This is a genomic window from Pseudomonas sp. URMO17WK12:I12 (assembly GCF_000514395.1).
GTDB classification, from domain to species: domain Bacteria; phylum Pseudomonadota; class Gammaproteobacteria; order Pseudomonadales; family Pseudomonadaceae; genus Aquipseudomonas; species Aquipseudomonas mucoides.
Genome location: NZ_AZVV01000008.1, coordinates 1 through 26,143 on the forward strand (window position 1 = coordinate 1; position 26,143 = coordinate 26,143).

Below are 26,143 nucleotides of genomic sequence, written 5' to 3' on the forward strand. Positions count from 1 at the left end.
TAACACACATCTCCAGACACTCTGCGAGGCTACACAATCCCTGCCAGGCATTCCGCATTCCATGATGTCGGGCGAACTGGCGGTGAACCGCATGCTGGATAAAGTCGATCCACAAAGCTAACGCTGATCTACGGCGAGGCGAGGTCCTGTGGCGAGGGAGCTTGCTCCCGGTGGGCAGCGCAGCGGCCCCACTCACTGGTGACGCGTTCTATCAGGCACGCCGCGGCAAAGGTTTTACGACTACTGCGTAGCCGAACGGGAGCAAGCTCCCTCGCCACACTGGTCAAGTTGACCTTGAATTTTGCAGTGTTTGTTCGGGCCTCATCGCGAGCAGGCTCACTCCCACAGGGATTTTTGTGGACTCACTATTTGTGATCAACACAGAACAATTGTAGGAGTGAGCCTGCTCGCGATTACGGTGTGTCAGATACAGATCATGTCGGCTCAGGCGGGCGGCGCCTCAGTCAATACCTTGCGGAACGTCTCCACCAACGGCCGCAAATTGATCCGGTGCCACGCCGCCCACAGGGGGCGGGTGAGGGCAATCCACGGCACTTCCCGCAGCACCACACCCGGCGGTGCATTGCGGCTCAAGCCTTTCTGAATCATCGCAATGCCCAGTCCCGAGGCCACCAGGGCCATGGCAGTGAAGGGGCCGGTGGCTTCCATGCGGATGTCCGGGGTGAAGCCGGCGCGAATGCAGGCGCTGACGAAGTCTTCGCGGTTACTGACATTCTGGTGGTGCTGCACGCCGATCCACTCTTGATCGGCGAGGTCGGCCGGGGTCAATGTCGTCTGGTTGGCCAATGGATGATGCTCAGGCAATGCCAGCAGCATCGGGTCGTCCAGCACTTGAAAGCCCAGCAGATCCGGATCGTTTTTGGCCGGTGGTTCGCTGACCAGTGCGATGTCGAGGCTGCGCTGGCGCAGGCCTTCAAGCTGTTCAGTAGAGCGCAGGTTGTACAGCGCGACATGCACGTTCGGCCGCTCGACCCGCAACACACGCAGGGCATTTGGCAACACGCCGGCGTGCATGGCGTTTTCGATGTAACCGACGCACAAACCGCCTTCTTCACCGCGACCGAGGCGTTTGCCGAGGGATTCCAGGCGACTGGCGTGGGTCAGCAGGGCGCGGGTTTCGGCGAGGAAGGTCTGGCCGTCGCGGGTCAGGCGAATGCGTTGTTGGCTGCGTTCGAACAGGGTCAGCCCCAGGCGTTCTTCGAGTTGGGCGATTTGCCGGCTCAGCGGTGACTGGGAAATGTGCAGGCGTTCGGCGGCGCGACCGACGTGTTCTTCTTCGGCGACGGCGACGAAGTAGCGCAATTGGCGGATGTCGATCATGTCAGACCTCTGGGGACTCAAGTGCTGCACATTATGTCTTGGACGGTCCGACCGTCGCAATCTAGGATCTGCTCAACGGTCAGGCCACTGGCCACTGAAACTGACGAGGATTGAATCATGAGCTTGAAAGACAAACTGCCCGGCGCGCTGGGTTTCGGCACCGCCCCCTTGGGCAACATGTTCCGCGCCATTCCTGAAGATGAGGCGCTCGCTACCGTGCACGCCGCCTGGGATGCCGGCGTGCGTTACTTCGACACCGCGCCGTTCTATGGTTCGGGTCTGTCGGAAATCCGTTTGGGCGCCGCGCTGTCCCGATACAACCGTGACGACTATGTGCTGAGTAGCAAAGTCGGCCGGGTCATTCTGGATGTAGTCGAAGACACGGCGGCCCGTGACCTGGGCGAGAAGAGCGGGGTGTTCGAGCACGGCCTCCCGAACAAGATCGTCAACGACTACAGCGCCGACGCGACGATGCGCTCCATCGAGGACAGCCTCAAGCGTCTGCAAACCGACCGTCTGGACATCGTCTGGGTGCATGACATCGCGCAGGATTTCTACGGCGATCAATGGCTGGAGTACTTCAACCAGGCCCGCACCGGCGCGTTCAAAGTACTGACCCGCTTGCGCGAAGAAGGCGTGATCAAGGGCTGGGGCCTGGGCGTGAACAAGGTCGAGCCGTGCGAACTGACCCTTGATCTGACCGAAGCACAACCGGACGGTTTTCTGCTGGCGGGTCGCTACACTCTTCTCGACCACGACCGCGCGTTGCAACGCCTGATGGACGCAGCCCTGGCGCAGAACGTCGAGATCGTGGTCGGTGGTCCTTACAGCTCGGGCATTCTGGCCGGCGGTACGCACTTCGAATACCAGAAAGCCAACCCGGCGATTATCAACAAAGTCGAGCACATCAAACGCATCGCCGCCGCGCACGGTGTCGACATAAAAGCAGCGGCCTTGCAGTTCTCGTTGGCCAACCCGGCGGTGGCGGCGGTGATTCCAGGTTCCAGCCGTCCGGAGCGTATTGCTGAAGACGTTGCCGCGCTGTCGGCGGTCATTCCCGCCGCGTTCTGGCAGGCGATGCGTGAGGCAAAACTGATCTCCGAGCGCGCGCCATTGCCGATCACAGGAGTTAGAGCATGAAGATTGATCTGAGTGGAAAACTCGCCATTGTCAGCGGCAGCACCGCGGGCATTGGCCTGGGCATCAGCAAGGCGTTGGCCGAGTCCGGCGCCACGGTGGTGGTGATCGGCCGGGAGACGGCCAAGGTCGAACAGGCACTGGCGAGCATTCGTCAGCGCGTGCCGGGCGCGCAGTTGCGTGGCCTGACCGCGGACCTGGGCACTGCCGAAGGCGCCGAGGTGCTGTTCGCCGCCGAACCGCGTGCGGACATTTTGGTGAACAACCTCGGCATCTTTAACGACGTGGATTTTTTCGACACGCCAGACAGCGAGTGGACACGCTTTTATGAGGTCAACGTGATCTCCGGCGTGCGTCTGTCCCGGCATTACGTGCCGGACATGGTCAAGCAGGGTTGGGGCCGGGTGATCTTCGTGTCCTCGGAATCCGGCATCTCGATCCCGGCTGACATGCTCAACTATGGCGTGACCAAAAGCGCCAACCTGGCAGTCTCCCATGGCCTGGCCAAACGGCTGGCGGGCACCGGTGTGACAGTCAATGCGATCCTGCCCGGCCCGACGCTCACCGATGGCCTGGAGCAAATGCTCAAGGACGCCACCGCCGCCTCCGGTCGGGGTATACGCGAAGAAGCCGATGCGTTTGTGCGCAAGGCGCGGCCGACGTCGATCATCCAGCGTGTGGCGGATGTCGAGGAGGTGGCGAACCTGGTGGCCTACATCGCTTCGCCGCTGTCCTCGGCCACCACCGGCGCGGCATTGCGCGTTGATGGCGGTGTTGTCGACAGCATGGCAATCTGATTTTTTTTAACAGAGAGGAATACATGGCAACTGCATCAGCGACTATTGAGATCCCGGCTTCGGCCGACGAAGTGTGGCAATTGATCGGCGACTTCAACTCGCTGCCAGACTGGCTGCCGTTCATTCCGCAAAGCGAACTGAGCGAAGGCGGGCGGGTGCGCAGCCTGAAAACCGCGGATGGCGCGGTGATCGTTGAGCGGCTTGAGGCGTTTGATAACGCCGGCAAGACGTACAGCTATTCGATTGAGCAGGCGCCATTTCCGGCTACTGCGTATCTGGCGACGATCAAGGTTGAAGCGCAGGGGCAGGGGGCTCGGGTGACGTGGTCGGGTCGGTTTACGCCTGTGGGGGTGAGTGAGGAGGAAGTGGTCGCGTTGTTCGACGGGATTTATCAGGGTGGGCTGCAGGCATTGCGGGCCAACTACCCGGCTTAGTCAGTACGCTTAAACCCTGTAGCAGCTGTCGAGCCTGCGAGGCTGCGTTCGGCAGCTGCTACAGAGGTTGTGTCAGGGCCGGGTTTTTGCAATCCAGCACCAACCGCGCGCCACCGAGTTCGCTGCTACCCACCTCCAGCGCAAACCCATGCAAACCGGCAATCGCCGCCACAATCGACAATCCCAAACCAAACCCGCTTTTCTGATTTCCACCCTCGGCGCGATAGAACCGCTGAAACACTGCTTCGCGCTCGGCCTCCGCAATCCCGGGGCCGGAATCCAGCACTTCGATCCGCGTAAACCCGCCCTCACTCACCCCACGCAAAATCACCTCGCCCCCCGGCGGTGTGAACTTGATCGAGTTGCTCAGCAGATTCGCCACGGCTTCGAACAACAACGCCCGATCCCCATTAAGCGCTGGCAGCGACGTCGGCAATTGCAGCTTGAAAACCAGTTCGCCTTCTTCCGCCAGTGGCAGGTAGAAATCGTGCAGCTCTTGCAGCAAGGGCACCGGGTCCAGTTGCACGAAACCCGAGCGGCGCTGGCGATCTTCCAGTTCGGAAATCCGCAGCAACCCGCGAAAACGTGCCATCAAGGTGTCCGCTTCACCGAGCACGGAATCCAGTTGCACAGCCAGCGTCGAGTCATCTGCGGCCTGCTGCTGAATCCGGTACAGCTGCGCCCGCAGGCGTGTCAGCGGGGTGCGCAGGTCGTGGGCGATGTTGTCGCAGACTCCCTTGACCTCGTGCATCAAGCGCTCGATGCGTTCGAGCATGGCGTTGACGATGGTGGCGAGCATGTCCAGTTCATCGCGTCGATTGGACAAGGGCAGACGCCGGGTCAAATCCCCGGCGATGATGGCTTCGGCACTGGCCTGGATCGCGCGGATGCGCCGCAGGGGGCGTCGGCGCAACAGGTGCCAGCCGGCGATGCCGGGAATGATCGTCAAGGTCACGCCCCAGAACAACGCATGAAGGATGATCCGGGTGACGGCGAACAACGAACCGTTGTCACGCACCAGCACCAGCCAGCGACCGTCGCGGGTCTGGGTCGCTACCGCGTCGCAACTGTCGGCGGGCAGGATCGGGTCGTCGGAGTCGGAACAATCCTTGAGCATGTGAATCTTGCCGTCCAGCGGCAAGTCTTCGGGGATAAAACGCAGGGCGCCGCTGAGGTAGCGATGCTGGTGATCGAACAGGCCGTAGGCGTCGATGCCACGGATGTCGAAGGTCATGCTGACGGCGAGGGCGTCCACCAGTTGCTCGCCCTGGAAGCGCGAAAACAGATGCTGGCGTTGCATCAGCGAGTGCTTGGCCAGGTTGTCGAGGTAAGCGGACACTTCGTAGTACATGACGCCCATCAGGATTGCGCTCCAGATCACGAACAGCGAACTGTAGAGCGCCAGCAAGCGGCTGCTGGAAGAGCGCCAGCCTTTAGACGGGTTCGGCAATGACATAACCCGAGCCTCGCACGGTCCGAATCAGTGGGGCCTGGCCTTGTGGGTCGATTTTCTTGCGCAGACGACCGATGTGCACGTCGATCAGGTTGGTGCCGGGGTCGAAGTGGTAGCCCCAGACTTCTTCGAAAATCATCATGCGCGACAGAATCTGCCCGGTGTTGCGCATCAGGAATTCGAGCAATTTGTATTCGGTCGGCAATAGGGTCAGCAACAGGCCGCCGCGGCTGGCTTCATGGCTGATCAGGTTGAGTTCCAGGTCGGCCACTCGCAACGTCGTGGCCTGGGCGGTCACCGTGTTCTGGCGGCGCAGCAATACTTCAACGCGGGCGGCCATTTCATCGGTGGCGAATGGCTTGGTCAGGTAGTCGTCACCGCCGGCGCGCAACCCCCGCACGCGCTCATCGACGTCGGAGAGGGCGCTGATCATCAGGATCGGCGTGGCCACGCCCATGGTCCGCAGCGTGGTGACAATCGCCAGGCCATCGAGCTCCGGCAGCATGCGGTCGAGGGTGATCAGGTCATAGTCACCACTGACCGCACGCTCGAGGCCTTCGCGGCCATTGTCGACCCAGTCGACATCGAGGCCGTGGCTGCTCAGTTCGGCGACGATTTCCCGGGCGGTCACGGCGTCGTCTTCGATAGTCAAGATGCGGGTCATAGGGCTGGCCTGATTAGCGGTTCTCAATGATGTGCAGCATTTTGCCAAGAAATGATCGGAGTCTTTCTAAATAAAACTTCATGCACTGAATATTTTGATCAATGCAGAAAACCCGCTGGGTTGAGGCATTCCTTGCAAATTGCATGAGAAAAGGAAGTTCAATCTTTATAGGTTATTGAAAATAGAAGAAAAATTTAGAAATCGTGACTGGCACGCTGACTGCAATGGTGCATTTGAAGAGTTGTAACACCATCTTTCCTGCCTGGAGCGATACAACAATGAATAGATCTTCTGATGGTTTCTATCCCGTCGCAGAAGAAACGAGCACGCTCTCGGGTGTGTCCTGGGGGGCGATCTTCGCCGGGGCCGCTGCGGCGGCAGCGTTGTCGCTGATTCTGGTGCTGCTCGGTTTCGGCCTGGGTTTTTCGGCGGTGTCGCCGTGGGCCAATGAAGGTGTGAGTGCCAAGGGGCTGGGCATTTCAACCATCGTGTGGCTGGCGGTGACGCAAATTCTGGCGGCCGGGGCCGGCGGTTACATTGCCGGTCGCTTGCGGGTCAAGTGGGCCTACCTGCACGGGGATGAAGTGTATTTCCGTGATACCGCCCATGGCTTCCTCGCCTGGTGCGTGGCGACGCTGGTGACCGCGACCCTGGTGGTCGGCTCGGTCAGCAGTGTTATCAGTGGCGGCCTGCAAGCCGGGGCCAATATGGTCGGCGGGGCAGCCAGTGCGGCCACTCAAGCCGCCGGCACCGCTGCTGCCAATACCAATAGCGATCAGTACGGCTATTTCGTCGACAGCCTGTTCCGTGACGATCGTCCGGCCGCCGTCAGCGATGACGCCGCGCGTGGCACCGTAACGCGCATCTTTGTGCGCAGCCTGGGCAACAACGGCCTGAGTGCCGAAGACCGGACTTACCTCGCACAAATGGTCGCCCAACGCACCAACCTGACTCAGGCCGACGCCGAACGTCGTGTCGATGAAGTCTATGCCCGTACGCAAAAAGCCGTGGCCGACGCCAAACTGGCTGCCCAGCAAGCCGCTGACAAAGCCGCGAAAGTCGCCGCCTGGACGTCGCTGTGGATGTTCATCGCACTGCTGATCGGCGCGTTTTTTGCCAGCCTTGCCGCCACTTTTGGTGGTCGTCGTCGGGACGCCGTTGTGTACGTGGAAACCGATACTTACGTCACCACCACCCCTGTCCGCTAACCCGGGAGAATCATCATGCGTTCATTACTGCTGTTCTTTCTTGGCGTGCCGATCCCGATCATTATCCTGATCGCCCTGTTCATGCATTGATCCGCTGAGGCTCATGCCTCTGCCGCTTCCGCCTCTGGTGGAAGCGGCGTTTTGCTTTGTGGCCCCCAATAAAGCGAAGATGCCCCGGCCTGTAGGAGTGAGCCTGCTCGCGATAGCGATGTAACGTTCACTGTTTGCAGCGACTGACACTCCGCTATCGCGAGCAGGCTCACTCCTACAAGTTTTGATTTGGGTTGTTTTAAGAAGGGGAGACGTGCGTTGGACAAAAAGGAAATCAAGCGGCAACTGATGGCGGCGCTCGACGCCGGGCACTCCAAAACCGCGACGTTCAAGGCGTTCTCCGGTGGCGTGGTCAAGGACCGGGTGCTGGCTTACTGGATCGGCGCCAGGCCGGATCCGGCGTTGCGGGAAAAACATTCGCTCAAGGTCAACATTCTGCTCGCACTGACCTGCCTTCAGGCCTTGTTGGGGGCCGTCACCGGATTCTATCTGGGTTCGATGATCGGCCCCGGTGCCGTGGTGTTTTTCACCCTGTTTGCGGCGCTGGTGCCGCTGGCGTTTGCCTGGGGTTTCTACAAGAACTCGGCGCAGGTCTACACCCTTTACATGATTCTGACCGTCAGCCAGATCGGGCGGATGTTTCAGGGGTATGAGGAAGATCCGGTGATGACGGTGGTGGGTGTGGTGATCACGTTGGCCATGGTGTTTTATGTTGCCTGGTTGAAGGCGCTGCTGTTCCCGGACCTGGGGTTTGTCGGGTCGAAAAAGGTTAAGGGGCAGTTTGTGTTTTCCAACTGATGCTCGGGTGGGGGCCAGGCATTGCACCGCGTTATCGTTCATCGCGGGCAAGCCACGCTCCCACAGGGGAATGCAGTCTACTGTGGGAGCGTGGCTTGCCCGCGATGGCGGCATCCCTGCCGCCACACCACTTAAGCCTTGCCCGCTTCCTGCTCCTCCAACTGATCCGACTCAAACAATTTAGCCAGTTCCGCCCGCGCTTCCTGCGCCGTCTGCAACACCTTCGCCGCATCGTCATACACCGCGTGCTGCGCCTCCAGCACCTGTTCATCGTGATGCTTGAACCGTTTGATCCGCGCATCGGCCTGTGCCTGGGTCAGCCCCAGGCCAATCAGCGTGCGCCGGCTCATTTCCAGGCTCGAATAATAGGTTTCACGAATCGCTTCCGCCCCCAGGTCCACCAGGCGATGCACATGCTGACGGTTACGTGCGCGAGCGATGATTTTGATGTGCGGGTACAACCGGTGCACCACCTCGGCGGTCTTGATGTTGGTGTCCGGGTCATCGGTGGCGATGATGAAGTATTCCGCCTGTTCGACCTTGGCTGCGCTGAGAATCTCCGGGCGCATCGGGTCGCCATAGAACACCGGTACGCCGCCGAAACTGCGGGACAGTTCGATGGTTTCCACCGACGTATCGAGCGCCACAAACTTGATGTTCTGCGCCCGCAGAATCCGCGCAACGATCTGACCCATCCGGCCCATGCCGGCGATCACCACGCGTGGCGCATCGGTGTCGATGTCGCGGAATTTTTCCGGCACCACGACGGGCTGCACCTTGGGTGAATACAACCGGGCGCACAGCAGCAACAACAGCGGTGTCACCGCCATGGACAGGGTGATGGTCAGCACCAGCAAATCGTACAGGTGCGGCTCGAACAGGCCTTGATCACGGCCAATCTTGAACACCACAAACGCGAACTCACCGCCGGCCGCCAGCACGATGCCCAGGCGCAGCGCACTGACTTTGCCAAGGCCGCCGGCCAATCGGCCGACCACAAACAGCAGCGGCAATTTGATTGCGATCAGCAGCAGGGTCAGCCCCAGGACCGCAAGCGGGGCGCTGAGCAGCAGGCTGAGGTTGGCGCCCATGCCAACGCTGATGAAGAACAGCCCCAGCAGCAGGCCTTTGAACGGCTCGATCTGCGCTTCCAGTTCATGCCGGTATTCAGAGTCCGCCAGCAGCAACCCGGCGAGAAAAGCGCCGAGCGCCATGGACACGCCGACCAGGTCCATCAGCCATGCCGTGCCGATCACCACCAGCAACGCCGTGGCGGTGGACACCTCGGGCAAACGGGTTTTGGCGACGATGCGAAACACCGGACGCAACAGATAGCGTCCACCGATGACTACCACCGCAATGCTGCCCAATACCCGCAAACCGTGATTCAAATCTTCCGCGGCGGTGGAGGTGTGATCACCCCCGGCCAGCAGCGGGACCATGGCAATCAGCGGAATGGCAGCGATGTCCTGAAACAGCAGAATTGCAAACGCCAGTCGACCGTGGGGGCTGGTCAGTTCCTTGCGCTCGGCCAGGCTTTGCAAGCCAAACGCAGTGGACGACAGGGCAAGGCCAAGGCCGAGCACGATGGCGCTGTTCAGCGGCTGGCCGAAGACGAGCAGCGCCAGCACACCGATCACTGAACCGGTCAACAACACCTGCGCCAGGCCCACGCCGAACACCGATTTGCGCATCACCCACAGGCGTCGCGGCGACAGCTCCAGACCAATGATGAACAGCAGCAACACCACGCCGAGTTCAGAAATATGGCTGACGCTTTGCGGATTACCGATCAGCCCCAGCACCGACGGCCCGATGAGGACGCCGGCAAACAGATAACCCAGCACGGCTCCCAGTTGCAGGCGCTTGGCCAAGGGCACGGTGAGCACCGCTGCGAACAGAAACACGACAGCGGCTTGCAACAGGTTGCCTTCATGGGGCATGGCTTACTCCAACACTCGATACGGCGGAGCGCCAAGGATAAAGGGTGCGGCGGGATGCGTCAGCGGTGTTGGCCGACAAACCGTGAATTCCGCTATCGCGAGCAGGCTCACTCCTACAGTCGACCGCGTATTCCCTGTAGGCGTGAGCCTGCTCGCGATAGTGGTCGGTCGGGCAACCGGGCAATCCGATAAACGCCCTGATATGCCCCATCCCCCCGTAGGCGATCAGGGAATCCAGTTCGTTAAAACCGTCAAAGGTCAGATGGCAATGTGCATGGCAATAAATCCTGAGTGTCTTCACGCAGCCTACGCCGACCCGAGGCGCGCCTCCCGGTACAAGTCCGGCACAGATTCATCGCAACGGTATGGAATGATTCATAGCGAGCACAGTCGGAGTTCAGGTGCCATAACATGACTGGAGGATCACCATGAACCGCAAAACGCTCATCGCCGCCCTGACCATTGCCGCCGGCGTTGCCGGTATCAACCCCATCGTTCAGGCGGCCGAGTCCCCTCAGAAAACCGTTCAGCCCGGCGTCAACAACTCCCGTGAACTGGTGGTCGGCGACCGCGCCCCGGACATCTACCAACGCAGCGAAAAAGCCCTCGGCAATTGGCAGGCCAAAGGCCTGAAAGCCCCAAAGGATCAGGCGCAGTGGGTGCAGATCAATGACAAGTACATGATGGTGATGATCACCAACGGGACGATTGTGGACATCACGCCGGTGGAGCGTTAGAGCCTATTGGCTGTGAGCCCGCACCGGGCTTTCGCCGCCCAACCGATACTGATTATTGCCACTGCGCTTGGCCTCATACATCGCCAGGTCCGCAATATGAATCAGCCGGTCCATGCTCGGCGCGTGGTCCGGGTACACCGCGACACCGAGGCTGGTGCCGATGTGGCGCTGGTCGTTGCCGATGGTGATGGGCGGTGACAGTTCGACGAAGATTTTCTGGCAGATGCTGCGCGCTTCATCCTGCAGGTTGATGCCTTTGGGCAACCCTTGAAGGATGACCACGAATTCGTCACCACCGATCCGGGCGACGGTGTCGGTTGAGCGCAGGATTTTCTTCAGGCGTGTGGCAGTGGTGATCAGGACGCGATCGCCGGCCGCATGGCCGTAGTGATCGTTGATGGCCTTGAAACCGTTGAGGTCGACAAACACCAACGCCACCCGGGTCGCGCCGATACGCGCCTGTTCCAATGCCTCGGACAACCGTTCTTCCAGCACCAGGCGATTGGGCAGGCCGGTCAACGGGTCGTAGTGAGCCAGGTGCTGGAGGTAACTGGCGGAGGCTTTTTCCTCGGTGATGTCGCGCACCACGCCCATCATCTTGATGGTGGCGTCGTGGTCGTTCTTGACCACATTGCCGGTCTCTCGCAGCCAGTGAATACTGCCGTCGGGCCAGACGACGCGGTATTCCTCGTCATGGTTTTCGCCGGTTTCCAGGCAGCGCAGCTCCCCGGCCCGCACGCTGGCGCGGTCCTCCGGGTGAACGCAGGCGCAAAACAGGGCGTAGGAGGGCGTCACTTCGCCGATCTTGAAGCCGAACATGCCGTAGATCGCATCCGACCAGTAGAGCTTTTCGGTGTCGACGTCCCAGTCCCAGGTGCCGATGCGGGCGAAGTATTGGCTGCGTTTGAAGCGTTCGGCATCGCCGTCCTGGCGCACGGACGGTCCCTCGGCCAGGCTGGCGATCAGCGCACGACTCTCGGCCAATTGCTGTTTCAGCGAGCGCACGCGACAGATCATCGCGATGAGCAGGGCAAACATGACTGAGCCGACGGCTGCGCTGGTCCAGACCAGATTCATTCAGGGATCGTCATTGGGCATTAAACCGAGGGATACGTTGGTGCTTATGTTAGTTCACCGCGCTGTTGGGTTGCAGTCGCTTTCTGTCTAACGAGCGCTAGACTTTCTGTGCACGCCATCTGCTTCGTGATCATCCGTCAGCCAGGAGATCCTCAGCATGACTCAAGTCAACCCGTCTGGCCCGACGCCCCCACCGCCTGCGCCGGAGAGTTCACAGTTGTCGGCGCACTTTGGTGGGCCAACGCTGCTGTTTGCGGCCTATCTGTTTTTCTATTCCTGGCTGCATTTGTTTTATTACTTCAAGACGTTCGGCATACCGCTGGTATCGCTGGATATCTCGCTCTATTTCTATCTGGCGTTTGCCTGGACTGCGGTGAAACAGTTCGGGGCCTGGATCCCCCTCATTCTGGGCGGCGGTGCCATCCTCTATGTTGCGCTTAACGGCGGCTGGTCTTCGGACCACAGGCTGTTTCGGCATTTTTTGCACAAAGCGCTATTCGCACTTTTTTTGGTCTTGGGACTTTGGGCCACGTCTGTCATGGCCGAGTACCTCGGTACGTTACAGGCCCAGCAAGTCCGCGATGGCGGTGTATTGCACCCGATTCGCCTGCACTTCGAAGAAAAGCAGGCGAAGAACTTTCCGACTGAGTTGTCGACGGCCACCGTTAGCAAGGATGGCGGGATTAAAGAAGCCGTGCTGCTGATTGAAACGGACGAGACGTACTACGTGCTGATTCAAAAGGTGCTGATGAAAACCGATAAGCAGCCGCAACGTTACGATTCATTTGGCACGGTGTACCAAGTGCCGAAGCAGCAGGTGATTTACGTTGAAATGGATGTGCCCAATATGCCGCGTGTTACCAGGACATTGTTTTTAGACGAGTTCCTGTAGTCACCACGCGGGACTGGACTAATGGCAGGTGCGCTATGACCAGATGGAAAACTGCCCTGACACTCGCTCTGTTTGTGGGTGCGGCGCAGGGCGAACAGATCTTGATGATGCCCAGTGGCGATCAGTACCTGGGCAACGAAACCGTGGACCATTCGGGCATTTTTGTTGATTGCGCAAAATTTCCCCATAGTTCGGCGGACGGCAAGATCCAGCCGACGAGCCAGCGGTGTGACAACAATGTCATCGTTGTCATGGCGCCCTCGTTGATCACTCGCTCACCGCTGGAGGTGGTCAGCGTGGACCCGACCGCCAAAAAAATCGAAGTGATGGAGGGCAATACGGTCCAGACCCTAGACTTGAAACAGTTCCCGGATCTGCATTGGTTTGATTTCACCAAAGGCGACCAGATCGGCATTGTGACTGACAAGAAAAGCAGTACAGGCAAGTGGATCCTTCCAGAAGCGATCTTCGGCAAAGACTTCGCGGTCGATGCGAAGCAGAAGGAAGACAAAAAAGTCGTGGAAATGTTGACCCACCCCGATAAAGGCACCTGAACGGTTGCCAACAAGTTGATTTTCTGGGAAAACCACGACCCTCGAATTCTGCAAACAGATAAACACCGTCATGAATAACGAACTGCAAATCATCGACCTCCAGCCAGGCGATGGCAAAGCCGCCGTCAAAGGCGCGCTGATCACCACTCAATACCGTGGCTGGCTGGAAGACGGCACGGAATTCGACTCTTCCTACAGCCGTGGCAAACCTTTTCAGTGTGTGATTGGCACGGGCCGGGTTATCAAAGGCTGGGATCAGGGAATCATGGGGATGCAAGTCGGCGGCAAGCGCAAGCTGCTGGTGCCTGCACATCTGGCGTATGGCGAACGTTCGATGGGAGCGATCACGCCGAATTCGAACCTGATTTTCGAGATTGAATTGCTGGAAGTGCTGACGCGGGATGATTGACTGAAAACCTACCCCCGCAACCCTATGAAAAGGTCCAACTCAGTCGGGAGCTGCTCATTGAGCGCTATGGCGATTTGTTGGACCTGCCCGGCCGTCAGTAAACAGTCCCCGTCCTCGCTTTGATCAAGGTTCTTCCAGCCCAGTACGCCCAGTATCACGACTTCTGACTCGGGCGGAACGGTGAGTTCGTATATTAGAAAGTCACCCTCCTGATCACCTTTTAAAAATCCGCTGATCCAAAAAAAATGAAAGGGCTCCTGAGTGGTTTTCGGGTGGCCGTGGTTGTTGCAGGCGCGGTACCCATCGTTGAACGGTGGATTTTGAATCTGAGACATGTCTGTTTCGCGAGCCATGGGTGGTCCTTGTTTCATCCTTTAGAAGCGATGCGAACGCTATCTCAATGGGCAATTGATAGATGTAGGACTGTTCTGAATTTATTGTCATTGTTTCAGATGAAGCTCCTCTCCATAGCTCAGCCTGTTGCGATGCTCTGAGCTCAAGTGAGGAAAACCTCAATGGTTGTCCCTTCGTTCTCCCGGTGGGTCAGGTGAATACGTCAATATCCTCAAGCGTGTCCTCAACAACCCCGTCCAGGGAAGGGAACTTGTGCTTCACCTTTTCGAGTGCTGGCAACACCGTTTCTCTGTCCACTTCGCCATGACGGCGAGCAATGTGGCCGAGAGCGGTGATAGCGGATGCTGTAACTGACTCGTTTTCACTGACGAGATATTTCAGGCAAATGCTCTGAGCCCAGATTCTGTTTTCTTCGTTCAGACCGATGGAAATCAATGCCGCAATAACATTCGCGTCCACGTCGCTGGCAAGAAGTCTCACAGCTTCATCGTGGCTTACTGATGGATCTTGATAAAGAAGGCTCACTTTTTCACTCCCGGAATTTTGCCCTTGTTGTCTACCTTCCTAGCTTTCATCAGAGCATTTTTCATATCTTGATGGAGTTTATCCCATGGCCTGACGTGGCTGTGGTAGAGGTCTCCTCCTGTACGGTCAAAGACTACAAACTCATTCGCCCCTGAATCGATGCCGATTCTGCGTGGCGATGTAGGCTTTACCTGAACTGAGTTCTCCAGCGCTTCTTGTCCGTTGGAGGGACCTTTACTTTTGACCGGGGTATCCGTCTTGCCATGGTAGCTAGCTGCATCGAATTCCAGCGCCAATACAATATAGAGAGGCTTGATACCAGAATCGGCCGGGAATACGAGAATGAAATCCCTGTATTCAGGCGGATAAATCGGGTTAACGATGATGTTATCTGCCTGTTCTGTAGGCGGATAAATCCAGATGTGCGGGGCTTGTGGGGCTGCCTCTAGCGGTGGAATTGCTGATGTGTTGGACGGGTCGACGGCGGGCGTCCAAATCAGTGTTGTCCCGTCGCCAAAGTCGGCAACTTGTCGGGCGCCTTCTGCTACGAACTGTATGACAGGAATCAACTCCCAATCGCTGCGTTTCTGGGTGTTGTATCCATATCCTTTCAGCGTGCCATCGGCTTGTTGTTCAAGATGAAGTCGAACACGTGTACGTCCTTCTTTAAGCGACTTGAGCTGTTCTTCCGTGTACAGGGAGCTGTCGCCGAGATTCGATGGCCACAGCAGTGCAACCATTCCCAGCAAGGCACCGGCTGCAACACTGCCCGTTACTGCAGCCGCACTACTAGCAGTATTTGTCACTGTAGCGACAGAACCTGCCCGACCAAGAAGAAGCGTTCCCAGTTCAGCAGGTAGTGCGCTGCCGCTGATTTTTTTGAGAGGTATGTTCCCCGCTGTATCGGTATCGCGGCCACCTAATAAGGAAAACTCTCCGTAGTCGGTCAATTTCTCAACAGGGACAAACCCGGCGGGATTGTCATGGTTGATCAAGCCGTCGGGAAGATTGCAGCTTTTGGCGAACACGCAACCTATGACGTCGGGGTGATCCTGGTGTTGGGGTTGCCTGAGGAGACGGTCTTCAAATTCCTGTTGTCGGGCCAACATGTCGTCATAAGATTTTTGCCTGGCGTCCCGCTCTGCCAGTTCGGCGGGGGTCATGTAGCGGCTGGTGACATGATGCCGGTCGCCGGACGGAGGGTTTTGAACCCGAGGGATGTCTGTTTTACGAGCCATGAGCGTCCTTGTTTCATCCTTTAAAAGCGATGCGAACGCTATAGCAATGGACACTTGATAGATGTAGGACGGGTCTGAAACTAAGGCCGTTGTAACAAGTCGGTGCTCTGTTACAAATGATGACTAACCCTCAACCCTGAAACGTCTCCCGATACGCATACAACCCTGGTGTACCGCCAGTCATCACAAACAACACATTGTCCCCGCGTTGGAAGCGCCCATGCCGGAGATCGGCCACTAACCCGGCAAATGCCTTGCCGGAATACACCGGGTCAATCAGCAACCCTTCAGCCCGAGCCATCAAGCGCACCGCCTCCTGCATGGCGGGCGTCGGCAGGCCGTAACCGTCGCCCAACTGACTGCCGTCGATAACAATATCCGAAGCCTGAACAACCGCGCTGCTCCCCAGCAACGCCAATACCTCCTGGGTCAATTGCCGGGTTCGGGCCGCTGACGACTCTCTGTCGGACAACACCGAGTACGACTTCACCAGCGAAGTCCCTCGTTCCAACAGCTCAAACCCCGCCGCAAGACCGGCGTGGGTGCCGGCGCTGCCGTTGGGCACCACGACCTGGTTGAAGGTGAGGCCGAGTTCGCGTTCCTGTTGCGCGATCTCCGCCGCGCAGCGCGCATAGCCAAGACTGCCCAAGGGTGTCGAGCCTCCCGTGGGAATCACCAGCACCTTGTGTCCTTCAAGCCGTAGCTGTTCGGCACGCTTCTCGGCTTCAGCCAGCGAATCGCTGCCGCCGGCCAACACGCGGAGGGCGGCGCCAAACAGCTGGTCGAGCAGGACGTTGCCGTTGAGTTCGTAGTCCACTTCCGTTTTGGGCACCGAACGGGTCAGGATCAGTTCGCAGGCAATCCCGAGACGAGCGCACACGGCAGCGGTCAGGCGCGCATGGTTGGATTGGAGGCCGCCGATGGTGATGATGGTGTCGACCCCGGCTGACAGCGCTGCGCCCAGATGAAATTCGAGTTTGCGCAGTTTATTGCCACCGTCGCCGATCAGCATGTGATCATCGCGCTTGAGAAACAGGCCGATGCCTTGCGCCTTCAAACCCAGTTGCTGTTCGAGGCGTTCGGCGCGCTGGATCGGTGTCGGGCTTTGCAGAAGGTCGGCGCGGGTAAAAGAACTCAGTGACGTGTCCAGTAGGGTTTGCATCAATGACGCCTCGTTGTTCAGTGTTATGACCGCGACTCTAGGGAGAAAGCCCCGACGGATAAACGCATCGCCGGTTATTACTCCTTTAACCTGATGTATTTAATGCAAGGCATGTTCATGAGCAAACTCAGGCAAATGGAAGTCTTCGTCGCGGTGGTCGAGGCGGGCAGCTTCTCCGATGCGGCCCATGCAGTCGGCATGTCGGCGGTGATGGTCGGGCGGCATATCCAGGGTCTGGAGAAAACCCTCAACACCAAGCTGATTCAGCGCACCACGCGGCGGCAATCGATCACGGCCGAGGGGCGGCTGTTTTATGACGAGGCCAAGCTGGCGCTGGAACAGGTGAAGTACGCGTTCAGTCGGGTCGAAGCGTCGAACCCTGAGCCCAGTGGGCTGTTGCGAATCACCGCGCCAATGAGCCTGGGCGTGTCGTTGGTCGGCCCGTTGGTGGCGGAGTTCATGCAGCTTTATCCGCAGATTCAGGTTGAGCTGATTTTGAGCAATGAAGTGGTGGATCTGTACGAAACGTCGTTCGACCTGGCCTTCAGGATTTCTGAGCTCATTGGGGTCAATCTGTTGGCCAAGCCCTTGCCGCCGTATCGCATGGTCATCTGTGCATCGCCCGGTTACCTGCAAAAATGGCAGGAACCCAAGTCCCCCGAAGACCTGCATCGGCATCGGATTCTCACGCATACCTCGTGGAACAACCGGTTTGCCTGGCCGCTGCGCAACGGCGCCAGCGAGGTGCCCTGGCCGGAAGGTGCGGTGTTGAAGAGCAATGACGGGCAGGTGTTGTTGCAAGCGGCGGTGGCTGGGGAGGGGATCTTGATGCAGCCGGATTTTTTGGTGGCGGCGGCGTTGGTCAAGGGGGAACTGGTGCGGATCATGGAGGACTATGGTCCGCCGCCCAAGCCGGTACAGATGGTGTATCCGCGGTCGAGGAAGTCATTGCCCAAGTTGAAGGCGTTTGTGGAGTTTGTGGTGGGGCGCTTGGTGATGTAGTGGTTCTTAGAACGCCATCGCGAGCAGGCTCACTCCTACAGGGGATCTCCAGTGTTCACAAATTCCTTGTAGGAGTGAGCCTGCTCGCGATGAACGATCACTCGGACTTAAGCCAGGTCACGAAACACCGGAATCCGCCCATTCAGCGAAGGCCGATACGCCCAGGCCAACCGCCCGAGCGCAGACCGGTGCAGCAGAATTTCCCGCAACGTCGCACTGGCAATCCCCAACGCCAACACTTGCCCCGGACACTGATGCCGCCCCGCGCCAAAGGTAAAACTGCGACGCTGCGGGCGATCCAGTAGAAACTCGTCTGGACGATCATTTAACTGCGGATCGCGATTGGCCGACGCCAACAGCAGCAAAATCACATCGCCCGATTGAAGGCTCACGCCCTCGATTTCACACGGTGCCGCCACAAACCGCCGTGTATTCTGTACCGACGGGTCAAAACGCTGGGTTTCGGCAATCAGATCATCCACCCGCGCCTCGTGTAGCAATGGATTTCGCATCACCGCCAACAGCGCATTGCCGATCAGCCCTGCAGTGGCCTCGAAAGTCTGGGAAAACAAGCCGATCAGATTGGCAATCAGCGTTTCGTGGTCACCGCTGAAGCGCCCGCGAATCCCGCCGAGCAGCGGGCTTTTATTGTCCGGGTCATCCAGCAATTCAACGAAGTAACCCTGTAAATGCTCAGCGGCCGCCTGTGCAGCGTCGAGTTGCGCCTGATTGCTAAGCGGCGACAGGCACGCCACGAACTCCGCCGTCAGCGCACTGAGCATCCGCCCCTGAGCCGGCGTGAACCCCAACAACGCTGCCACCACGCACACCGGCCCGCGAAACATGGCGTTGTACAAGCCGTCGGCGTCCGGCGTGATCAGCCGCGCGGCCACCAGCGCATTGGCTTCATCCCGATCAATCAACCCCAGCCCCGGCTCAATCGCCGACCTCGGGCAACGCTGCCGTTCGCCTTCATTCATCCGCATCAACTGCCCGAACACCTTGCCCGCCATGCCACCGGCAATCGCCTTGGGCACCGGTTCAGCGCAAGGGCGGACATGGCAATCAGGATGGGCCAGCACGGCGGCGACTGTTCGGGCGCTGCTGGCCACCCACAGGTTCAGTCCGGTGTGAAACATCAGACCTCCTTGGGCACGCAATTGCGCGTAATAGGGATAAGGGTCGGCATGAGTCGCAGCGATGATCGGGTCCATGGGTCGCAGCCTTGTTCGGGGTGGGGAAAGTGTTGCTACTATCTCCAGTCCCAAAGGCCCTTGATTCGTCCGGGAGCGAAATATGAACGCAGAACAACACGACATCCGCGTCTCTCAGGTCGCGGCCGCCATCGCGGAGCCGGCCCGGACGAAAATCCTCTGTTCGCTGATGGACGGCCACGCCCGCACCAGCACCGAGTTGGCGGCGATTGCCGAAGTCAGCGCCTCAACCGCCAGCGCACACTTGGCCAAGCTCAAGGAGCAGGCGCTGGTGCGGCTGCACGTGCAGGGCCGCCACCGTTATTACAGCCTGGCGGACAAGCGCGTGGCCCAGGCGCTGGAAGCGCTGATGGTGATCGGCCAGAACAGCGCGCCGGCGTACAACTCGCGCACGCCGGATCGCCTGCAATTCGCCCGGACCTGCTACGACCACATGGCCGGCACGCTGGCGGTGTTGCTGCATGACCGGATGCTGGAAAAAGGCTGGTTGCTGGAAACCGATGAGCAGGCGTATCGGCTGAGTGACAGCGGCGAGGCGCTGTTTGAAGGATTGGGTATCGAAGTCAAGGACCTGAGCACGCTGCGCCGCCGTTTCGCCTGCCCGTGTCTGGACTGGAGCATGCGTCGGCCACACCTTGGCGGCTCGCTGGGAGCTGCGTTGCTGCAATCGGCGATCAAGCGCAAATGGGTGACGCAGGATCTGGACAGTCGGGCGCTGACGTTGACGGCGGTAGGGCGCAAGGCACTTGGCGTGCAGTTCGATCTTGTGCTGCCATCTTCAAGTGGATCTACGGTTTCTATTGATAAAAAACATCAGGATATTGCTGTTAGTCATTGATTAATAAGACTGGCTGTTGCTGGCTCCAGGCGAAAAAAAGCCCGGTTATCCAATCGATAACCGGGCTTTTTTGCTCAAGCTCAAGCGAACAGCAGCGTCAGATCAAACCTTGACGATCCAGCCCGCTGGCGCTTCGATGTCACCCGTTTGTACACCGGTCAGCTCCTTGTAGAGCTTCTGGGTAACCGGGCCGACTTCGGTTTCGCTGTGGAACACGTGCAGGTGGTCGTTGTAGCTGATGCCACCGATCGGAGTGATCACGGCCGCGGTACCGCAAGCGCCGGCTTCCTTGAAGTCGGAGAGCTTGTCGATGAACACGTCACCTTCGATCACTTCCATGCCCAGACGCGATTTGGCCAGCTCGATCAGCGACAGGCGGGTGATGCCTGGCAGGACCGACGGCGAGTTCGGGGTGACGAACTTGTTGTCGTGGGTGATCCCGAAGAAGTTGGCCGAGCCGACTTCCTCGATTTTGCTGTGGGTCATCGGGTCCAGGTAGATGCAGTCGGCGTAGTGCGCCTTCTTGGCCTGGGAACCTGGCATCAGGCTGGCGGCGTAGTTGCCACCGACCTTGGCCGCGCCGGTGCCTTGTGGGGCTGCACGGTCGAAGCTGGAGATCAGGAAGTTGTGCGGGGTCAGGCCGCCCTTGAAGTAGGCGCCGACCGGGATGCAGAAGATCGAGAAGATGAACTCGGGGGCGGTACGCACGCCGATGTTGTCACCCACGCCGATCACGAACGGACGCAGGTACAGCGCGCCGCCGGTGCCGTAAGGCGGGATGAAACGCTCGTTGGCGCGGACCACTTCCTTGCAGGCTTCGATGAACTGTTCGGTGGACACCTGTGGCATCAGCAGACGGGCGCAGCTGCGTTGCATGCGTGCGGCGTTCTGATCCGGGCGGAACAGGTTGATCGAACCGTCCTTGCAACGATAGGCCTTCAGGCCCTCGAAGCATTGCTGGCCATAGTGAAGGGCAGTCGAGCCTTCGCTGATGTGCAGCACATTGTCTTCGGTCAGGGTGCCTTTGTCCCACTCGCCATTACGCCAGTGCGACAGATAGCGCTTGTCTGTCTTGATGTAGTCAAAACCCAACTTGTCCCAATTGATGCTTTCGTTACCCATGACACCCTCTATCACTGAACAACCGTCGAAACGGTTCAAGGCTTCTGACGTTTTTTGGATGGGGACAACAATACTTCATTCCGAGGTGGTTTCGCAGCCTGCAATTCGATCTCTGCGACCATCGATACGTCCCGTGTAGCAGCGGCCTCGCGGGGCTCGTCAGCTGCTACAGGGTTTTGTGTCCGGTCTTACAGGTGCAGCGCATGGCCCAAAGCACGCAACGCCGCTTCCTGCACAGCCTCGCCCAGCGTCGGATGCGCATGGATGGTACCGCCGATGTCTTCCAGCCGCGCGCCCATTTCCAGGCTTTGCGCGAACGCCGTGGACAGCTCGGACACCCCGACCCCGACGGCTTGCCAGCCGACAATCACGTGATTGTCCCGACGAGCGACCACTCGCACGAAGCCGCTTTTCGATTCCAGCGTCATTGCCCGGCCATTGGCCGCGAACGGGAAACTTGAAACGATGCAGTCCAGGCCGGCGGCCTTGGCCTCGTCCGGGGTCTGGCCGACCACCACCAGTTCCGGGTCGGTAAAGCACACGGCGGCGATGGCGGTAGGGTTGAACTCACGGGTTTTACCGCTGATGAGTTCGGCCACCATCTCGCCCTGAGCCATGGCCCGGTGCGCGAGCATCGGTTCGCCGCTCAGGTCGCCGATGGCGTACACGTTGCGCATGCTGGTCTGGCAGCGGTTGTCGATCTTGATCGCCGAGCCGTTCATGTCCAGGTTCAGCGCTTCGAGGTTCCAGCCCTGGGTGTTTGGCTTGCGGCCCACGGCGACCAGGACCTGATCGGTTTCCAGGTCCAGGGTGCCGCCATCCGGAGCCAATACTTGCAGGGAGTTATTCGAGGAATCAAAACCTTGAACGCTATGTTTCAAGTAAAGCTTCACGCCGAGTTTTTTCAGTTCGTCGTGGACCGGCTGAGTCAGTTCGGCATCGTAGGCCGGCAGGATGCGCTCCTGTGCCTCGACCACGCTGACATCGGCGCCGAGCTTGCGATAGGCAATCCCCAGTTCCAGGCCAATGTAGCCACCACCGACCACGGTCAGCCGCTTCGGCACGGAGGTAGGCGCCAGGGCTTCGGTGGAGGAGATGATCGGGCCGCCAATTGGCAGCATCGGCAGGTTCACGCTTTTCGAACCGGTGGCCAGCACCAGGTGCTCGCACTGAATGCGTGTGTCGCCGACGTCGACGGTTTTGCCGTCGACGACCTTGGCCCAGCCTTGAATGACCTGAACCTTGTTCTTTTTCAGCAATGCCGCGACACCGGTGGTCAGGCGATCAACGATGCCGTCCTTCCACTCGACGCTCTTGGTGATGTCGAGGGTTGGCGCCGAAACGCTGATGCCCAAGGCCGAATGCTGGCTGTGGTGTTGCGTCTGGTGAAACTGCTCAGCGACGTGGATCAGTGCTTTCGACGGAATGCAGCCGATGTTCAGGCACGTACCACCGAGGGATTCGCCTTCCACCAGAAGGGTTGCAATGCCCAGCTGACCGGCACGAATAGCCGTCACGTAACCGCCAGGGCCGCCGCCAATGATCAGCAGCGTGGTGTTCAAAGACTGTTGCATGACTTACTCCACAAACAAGGTGGCAGGTTGTTCGAGCAAGCCACGAACGGCCTGGATGAATTGCGCCGCGTCCATGCCGTCGACCACGCGGTGATCGAAGGAGCTGGAGAGGTTCATCATCTTGCGAATCACGATCTGGCCTTTGACCACCATCGGGCGTTCGACGATTTTGTTGACGCCGACAATCGCCACTTCCGGCAGGTTCAGCACCGGGGTGCTGACGATGCCGCCCAAGGCGCCGAGGCTGGTCAGGGTGATGCTCGAGCCGGACAATTCGTCGCGGCTGGCCTTGCCGTTGCGTGCAGCGGTGGCCAAACGGGAGATTTCGCTGGCGTTGTCCCACAGGCTGCGGGCTTCGGCGTGACGCACCACCGGCACCATCAAGCCGATGTCGGCCTGGGTGGCGATGCCCACATGCACCGCGCCGAGGCGGGTGATGACCTGGGCTTCGTCGTCGTAACGGGCGTTGATCTGCGGGAAATCGCGCAGTGCGACGACCAGGGCACGGACGAGGAACGGCAGCAAGGTCAGCTTGCCACGGGTGGCACCGTGTTTTTCGTTCAGGTGCGCGCGCAGTTCTTCGACGGCTGTCACGTCGATTTCTTCGACATAACTGAAGTGGGCGGCACGCTGGGTGGCGTCCTGCATGCGCTGGGCGATCTTGCGGCGCATGCCGATGACCGGGATTTGCTCTTCGTCGTTACGCTGGGCGTAAGCAGAGGACACGGTCGATGCAATCGACTGACCTTGCGCCAGATAGGCGTCGAGGTCTTCGTGCAGCACGCGACCGGCAGGGCCGCTGCCACGCACCAGACGCAATTGAATGCCGAGGTCCAGCGCGTGTTTGCGCACGGCCGGGGAAGCCAGTGGCCGTTCGTTGGCCTCGCGAGCCACCATCGGGCCCTGGCAAACAGCAGCTCGCGGCGCGGCGGCAGCTGCGACCGGTTTGCTTTCCACCACGGCTGCCACTTTAGAGGCTGCAACCGGCGCTTCTTTAACAGGAGCAGGCTGCGCGGACTCTTTAACGTTGCCCGCGCCTTCCACTTCAATGCTGATCAGGATGCTGCCCACCGCCATGACTTCGCCCGGCTCACCGCCCAGCGCAATCACCTTGCCGTGGACCGGCGAAGGGATGTCGACCATCGCCTTGTCGGTCATCACATCGGCCAGCACCTGATCTTCGACGACCATGTCGCCGACCTTGACGTGCCACACCGACAATTCAACTTCTGCAATGCCTTCACCAATGTCCGGCATTTTAATAACGTGCGTGCCCATTCAGACCTCCATAACCCGATGCAAAGCCGCGCCCACTCGGGACGGACCAGGGAAATACGCCCACTCTTGTGCGTGCGGGTAGGGAGTGTCCCAACCGGTGACGCGTTCGATAGGCGCTTCCAGGTAGTGGAAGCAGTGCTCTTGCACCAAGGCGACCAGTTCGGCACCGAAGCCACAGGTACGGGTCGCTTCGTGAACGATCACGCAACGGCCGGTTTTCTTCACCGATTTGACGATGGTCTCCAGGTCCAGCGGCCACAGGCTGCGCAGGTCGATGACTTCAGCGTCGATGCCGGTTTCTTCAGCCGCCACTTGCGACACGTAAACGGTAGTGCCGTAGGTCAGGATGGTCACGTCCTTGCCCGGACGGGTGATGGCGGCGACGTCCAGCGGCACGGTGTAGTAACCGTCCGGCACTTGAGCGGCCGGGTGTTTCGACCACGGCGTTACCGGACGTTCGTGGTGACCGTCGAACGGGCCGTTGTACAGGCGTTTTGGCTCAAGGAAGATCACCGGGTCATCGTTTTCGATGGAGGCAATCAGCAAGCCTTTGGCGTCGTACGGGTTGGACGGCATGACCGTGCGCAGACCGCAGACCTGGGTGAACATCGCCTCGATGCTCTGGCTGTGGGTCTGGCCGCCATAGATGCCGCCGCCGCAAGGCATGCGCAGGGTCATCGGGGCGGTGAACTCGCCAGCCGAGCGATAACGCAGGCGGGCGGCTTCGGAAATGATCTGGTCTGACGCCGGGTACACGTAGTCGGCGAACTGGATCTCGGCGACCGGGCGCAGACCGTAGGCGCCCATGCCCACGGCGGCACCGACGATACCGCTTTCGGAGATCGGTGCGTCGAACACGCGGGAGGTGCCGTACTTCGCCTGCAGGCCTTCGGTGCAACGGAACACGCCGCCGAAGTAGCCCACGTCCTGGCCGAACACCACGACGTTGTCGTCACGCTCAAGCATCACATCCATGGCCGAGCGCAGGGCCTGGATCATGGTCATGGTGGTCGTGGTCATGGCGGTTTCCAGCTCGATATTGTTGTTGTGGTCGTTCATGTCAGATCCCCAACTCTTGACGCTGGCGCTTCAAGTGCTCCGGCATCTCTTTGTAGACGTCTTCGAACATGGTCGCGGCGCTTGGAATCTGGCCGCCGGCGAGGGTGCCGTACTGTTCGGCTTCTTTCTGCGCGGCGATGACTTCGGCTTCCAGTTCAGCGCTGACGGCGGTGTGTTCCTCTTCGGACCAGTGACCGATCTTGATCAGGTGCTGCTTGAGGCGTGCAATCGGGTCGCCCAACGGGAAGTAGCTCCAGTCGTCGGCAGGACGGTACTTGGATGGATCGTCGGAGGTGGAGTGTGGGCCGGCGCGGTAGGTGACCCATTCGATCATGGTCGGGCCGAGGTTGCGGCGCGCACGTTCGGCGGCCCAGGCAGAGGCGGCGTAGACCGCGACGAAATCATTGCCGTCGACCCGCAGGGAGGCAATGCCGCAGCCGACGCCACGACCGGCAAACGTGGTGGCTTCACCACCGGCGATGGCCTGGAAGGTGGAGATCGCCCACTGGTTGTTGACCACGTTGAGGATCACCGGCGCACGGTAAACGTGGGCGAAGGTGAGGGCGGTGTGGAAGTCGGATTCAGCGGTGGCGCCGTCGCCGATCCAGGCCGAGGCTATTTTGGTGTCGCCCTTGATCGCCGAGGCCATGCCCCAGCCTACTGCCTGGACGAACTGGGTCGCGAGGTTGCCGGAAATGGTGAAGAAGCCATAGTCCTTGACCGAATACATGATTGGCAACTGGCGACCCTTGAGCGGATCGCGCTCGTTGGACAGCAGTTGGCAGATCAGGTCGACCAGCGGAACGTCACGGGCCATCAGGATGCTTTGTTGGCGATAGGTCGGGAAGCACATGTCGTCGACGTTCAAGGCCAGGGCCTGGCCGCTACCAATGGCTTCTTCGCCGAGGCTCTGCATGTAGAAAGACATTTTTTTCTGACGCTGGGCGACCACCATGCGGTTATCGTAGATCCGCGTCTTGAGCATGGCGCGCATGCCTTTACGCAGGATCTCGACCGGTACGCCTTCAGCCCACGGACCGAGGGCATTGCCTTGGTCGTCGAGCACGCGAATCAGGCCCTTGGCCAGATCAGCCGTGTCGGCCGGTTCAACGTCGATGGAAGGTTTGCGCACCGTGCCGGCGTCGGTCAGACGCAGGTAGGAGAAGTCGGTTTTGCAGCCAGGACGGCCCGATGGTTCGGGAACGTGCAGGTGCAGCGGTTCGTACGCTTGGTTCATGGCTTCTACGCTCGATCTTGTGAATTTCTTGTAGTGAGCTGACCG

General features: G+C 59.5%; 26 protein-coding genes. 11 read left to right on the top strand and 15 right to left on the bottom strand.

Going from position 1 to position 26,143, the window contains the following annotated elements:
• Positions 1–444 precede the first annotated feature (444 nt).
• Positions 445–1,341 carry a LysR substrate-binding domain-containing protein gene (locus D882_RS0110845; RefSeq protein WP_027923255.1) on the bottom strand — a complete coding sequence of 299 codons (897 nt, stop codon included), beginning with the start codon at positions 1,339–1,341 and terminating at the stop codon, positions 445–447.
• Between the two features lie 117 nt (positions 1,342–1,458).
• Between D882_RS0110845 and D882_RS0110850 the strand changes: the two genes are divergently transcribed.
• The 3 genes from D882_RS0110850 to D882_RS0110860 are packed head-to-tail and all read left to right on the top strand — an operon-like array spanning position 1,459 to position 3,709.
• Positions 1,459–2,481 (top strand): aldo/keto reductase, encoded by a 1,023-nt coding sequence (locus D882_RS0110850; protein ID WP_027923256.1) that lies wholly within the window; start codon positions 1,459–1,461, stop codon positions 2,479–2,481.
• On the top strand, positions 2,478–3,275 hold the full coding sequence (locus D882_RS0110855) for an SDR family NAD(P)-dependent oxidoreductase (RefSeq protein ID WP_027923257.1): 798 nt from the start codon (positions 2,478–2,480) through the stop codon (positions 3,273–3,275). The genes D882_RS0110850 and D882_RS0110855 overlap by 4 nt, the downstream gene beginning before the upstream one ends.
• A gap of 23 nt (positions 3,276–3,298) precedes the next feature.
• Entirely contained in the window at positions 3,299–3,709 is a 411-nt protein-coding gene (locus tag D882_RS0110860; protein ID WP_027923258.1) for an SRPBCC family protein, read from the top strand.
• A 58-nt stretch (positions 3,710–3,767) separates the two neighbouring features.
• Here the strand turns inward: D882_RS0110860 and D882_RS0110865 are convergent, their stop codons facing one another.
• Both D882_RS0110865 and D882_RS0110870 read right to left on the bottom strand, forming a co-directional pair.
• Positions 3,768–5,165: a HAMP domain-containing sensor histidine kinase gene (locus tag D882_RS0110865; protein ID WP_027923259.1), complete on the bottom strand. Its 1,398-nt coding sequence runs from the start codon at positions 5,163–5,165 to the stop codon at positions 3,768–3,770.
• On the bottom strand, positions 5,143–5,826 hold the full coding sequence (locus tag D882_RS0110870; protein WP_027923260.1) for a response regulator transcription factor: 684 nt from the start codon (positions 5,824–5,826) through the stop codon (positions 5,143–5,145). The genes D882_RS0110865 and D882_RS0110870 overlap by 23 nt, the downstream gene beginning before the upstream one ends.
• A 278-nt stretch (positions 5,827–6,104) precedes the next feature.
• Here D882_RS0110870 and D882_RS0110875 point away from each other — a divergent pair, with 278 nt between their 5' ends.
• Entirely contained in the window at positions 6,105–7,034 is a 930-nt protein-coding gene (locus D882_RS0110875) for a membrane protein (RefSeq protein WP_027923261.1), read from the top strand.
• Positions 7,035–7,343: 309 nt separating this feature from the next.
• Positions 7,344–7,883, top strand: a complete 540-nt coding sequence (locus tag D882_RS0110880; RefSeq protein ID WP_027923262.1) for a hypothetical protein — start codon at positions 7,344–7,346, stop codon at positions 7,881–7,883.
• A 131-nt stretch (positions 7,884–8,014) separates the two neighbouring features.
• Here D882_RS0110880 and D882_RS0110885 read toward each other — a convergent pair whose 3' ends face one another.
• Positions 8,015–9,826: a monovalent cation:proton antiporter-2 (CPA2) family protein gene (locus D882_RS0110885; RefSeq protein WP_027923263.1), complete on the bottom strand. Its 1,812-nt coding sequence runs from the start codon at positions 9,824–9,826 to the stop codon at positions 8,015–8,017.
• A 428-nt stretch (positions 9,827–10,254) separates the two neighbouring features.
• Between D882_RS0110885 and D882_RS0110890 the strand changes: the two genes are divergently transcribed.
• Positions 10,255–10,563, top strand: a complete 309-nt coding sequence (locus D882_RS0110890; RefSeq protein WP_027923264.1) for an RcnB family protein — start codon at positions 10,255–10,257, stop codon at positions 10,561–10,563.
• 3 nt (positions 10,564–10,566) lie between these two features.
• Here D882_RS0110890 and D882_RS0110895 read toward each other — a convergent pair whose 3' ends face one another.
• Entirely contained in the window at positions 10,567–11,640 is a 1,074-nt protein-coding gene (locus D882_RS0110895; RefSeq protein WP_027923265.1) for a sensor domain-containing diguanylate cyclase, read from the bottom strand.
• A gap of 157 nt (positions 11,641–11,797) precedes the next feature.
• On the opposite strand from D882_RS0110895, the gene D882_RS0110900 reads away from it, so the two are divergent.
• The 3 genes from D882_RS0110900 to D882_RS0110910 all read left to right on the top strand — a co-directional run bounded on the left by D882_RS0110900 (position 11,798) and on the right by D882_RS0110910 (position 13,495).
• Entirely contained in the window at positions 11,798–12,532 is a 735-nt protein-coding gene (locus D882_RS0110900) for a hypothetical protein (protein WP_027923266.1), read from the top strand.
• A gap of 101 nt (positions 12,533–12,633) precedes the next feature.
• A complete protein-coding gene (locus tag D882_RS0110905; RefSeq protein ID WP_155953721.1) occupies positions 12,634–13,086 on the top strand; it encodes a hypothetical protein in 453 nt (150 codons plus the stop codon).
• A gap of 70 nt (positions 13,087–13,156) precedes the next feature.
• Positions 13,157–13,495 (top strand): FKBP-type peptidyl-prolyl cis-trans isomerase, encoded by a 339-nt coding sequence (locus tag D882_RS0110910; RefSeq protein WP_027923268.1) that lies wholly within the window; start codon positions 13,157–13,159, stop codon positions 13,493–13,495.
• A gap of 8 nt (positions 13,496–13,503) precedes the next feature.
• Here the strand turns inward: D882_RS0110910 and D882_RS0110915 are convergent, their stop codons facing one another.
• The 4 genes from D882_RS0110915 to D882_RS0110930 all read right to left on the bottom strand — a co-directional run bounded on the left by D882_RS0110915 (position 13,504) and on the right by D882_RS0110930 (position 16,774).
• The gene (locus tag D882_RS0110915; protein WP_324188009.1) at positions 13,504–13,848 is read right to left on the bottom strand and encodes a pyocin S6 family toxin immunity protein; all 345 of its coding nucleotides are present in this window, start codon (positions 13,846–13,848) and stop codon (positions 13,504–13,506) included.
• Between the two features lie 190 nt (positions 13,849–14,038).
• Positions 14,039–14,374, bottom strand: coding sequence for a hypothetical protein (locus D882_RS0110920; protein ID WP_027923270.1), 336 nt, complete (start codon positions 14,372–14,374; stop codon positions 14,039–14,041).
• Entirely contained in the window at positions 14,371–15,612 is a 1,242-nt protein-coding gene (locus D882_RS0110925) for an S-type pyocin domain-containing protein (protein ID WP_027923271.1), read from the bottom strand. The genes D882_RS0110920 and D882_RS0110925 overlap by 4 nt, the downstream gene beginning before the upstream one ends.
• Before the next feature lie 130 nt (positions 15,613–15,742).
• Positions 15,743–16,774, bottom strand: coding sequence for a D-cysteine desulfhydrase family protein (locus tag D882_RS0110930; protein ID WP_027923272.1), 1,032 nt, complete (start codon positions 16,772–16,774; stop codon positions 15,743–15,745).
• A gap of 117 nt (positions 16,775–16,891) precedes the next feature.
• Between D882_RS0110930 and D882_RS0110935 the strand changes: the two genes are divergently transcribed.
• Complete coding sequence (locus D882_RS0110935) at positions 16,892–17,776, top strand: LysR family transcriptional regulator (RefSeq protein WP_027923273.1); 885 nt, start codon at positions 16,892–16,894, stop codon at positions 17,774–17,776.
• A 107-nt stretch (positions 17,777–17,883) separates the two neighbouring features.
• Here the strand turns inward: D882_RS0110935 and D882_RS0110940 are convergent, their stop codons facing one another.
• The gene (locus D882_RS0110940) at positions 17,884–18,990 is read right to left on the bottom strand and encodes a cytochrome P450 (protein ID WP_027923274.1); all 1,107 of its coding nucleotides are present in this window, start codon (positions 18,988–18,990) and stop codon (positions 17,884–17,886) included.
• A gap of 82 nt (positions 18,991–19,072) precedes the next feature.
• On the opposite strand from D882_RS0110940, the gene D882_RS0110945 reads away from it, so the two are divergent.
• Entirely contained in the window at positions 19,073–19,828 is a 756-nt protein-coding gene (locus tag D882_RS0110945) for a helix-turn-helix transcriptional regulator (protein WP_027923275.1), read from the top strand.
• A gap of 102 nt (positions 19,829–19,930) precedes the next feature.
• Here the strand turns inward: D882_RS0110945 and D882_RS0110950 are convergent, their stop codons facing one another.
• From D882_RS0110950 to D882_RS0110970, 5 genes are all read right to left on the bottom strand, one after another.
• Positions 19,931–20,950, bottom strand: coding sequence for a branched-chain amino acid aminotransferase (locus tag D882_RS0110950; protein ID WP_027923276.1), 1,020 nt, complete (start codon positions 20,948–20,950; stop codon positions 19,931–19,933).
• 188 nt (positions 20,951–21,138) lie between these two features.
• Complete coding sequence (gene lpdA / locus D882_RS0110955; RefSeq protein WP_027923277.1) at positions 21,139–22,524, bottom strand: dihydrolipoyl dehydrogenase; 1,386 nt, start codon at positions 22,522–22,524, stop codon at positions 21,139–21,141.
• Positions 22,525–22,527: 3 nt separating this feature from the next.
• On the bottom strand, positions 22,528–23,802 hold the full coding sequence (locus tag D882_RS0110960) for a dihydrolipoamide acetyltransferase family protein (RefSeq protein WP_027923278.1): 1,275 nt from the start codon (positions 23,800–23,802) through the stop codon (positions 22,528–22,530).
• Positions 23,803–24,861 carry an alpha-ketoacid dehydrogenase subunit beta gene (locus D882_RS0110965; RefSeq protein WP_027923279.1) on the bottom strand — a complete coding sequence of 353 codons (1,059 nt, stop codon included), beginning with the start codon at positions 24,859–24,861 and terminating at the stop codon, positions 23,803–23,805.
• Between the two features lies 1 nt (position 24,862).
• Entirely contained in the window at positions 24,863–26,098 is a 1,236-nt protein-coding gene (locus tag D882_RS0110970; protein ID WP_027923280.1) for a 3-methyl-2-oxobutanoate dehydrogenase (2-methylpropanoyl-transferring) subunit alpha, read from the bottom strand.
• Positions 26,099–26,143 lie beyond the last annotated feature (45 nt).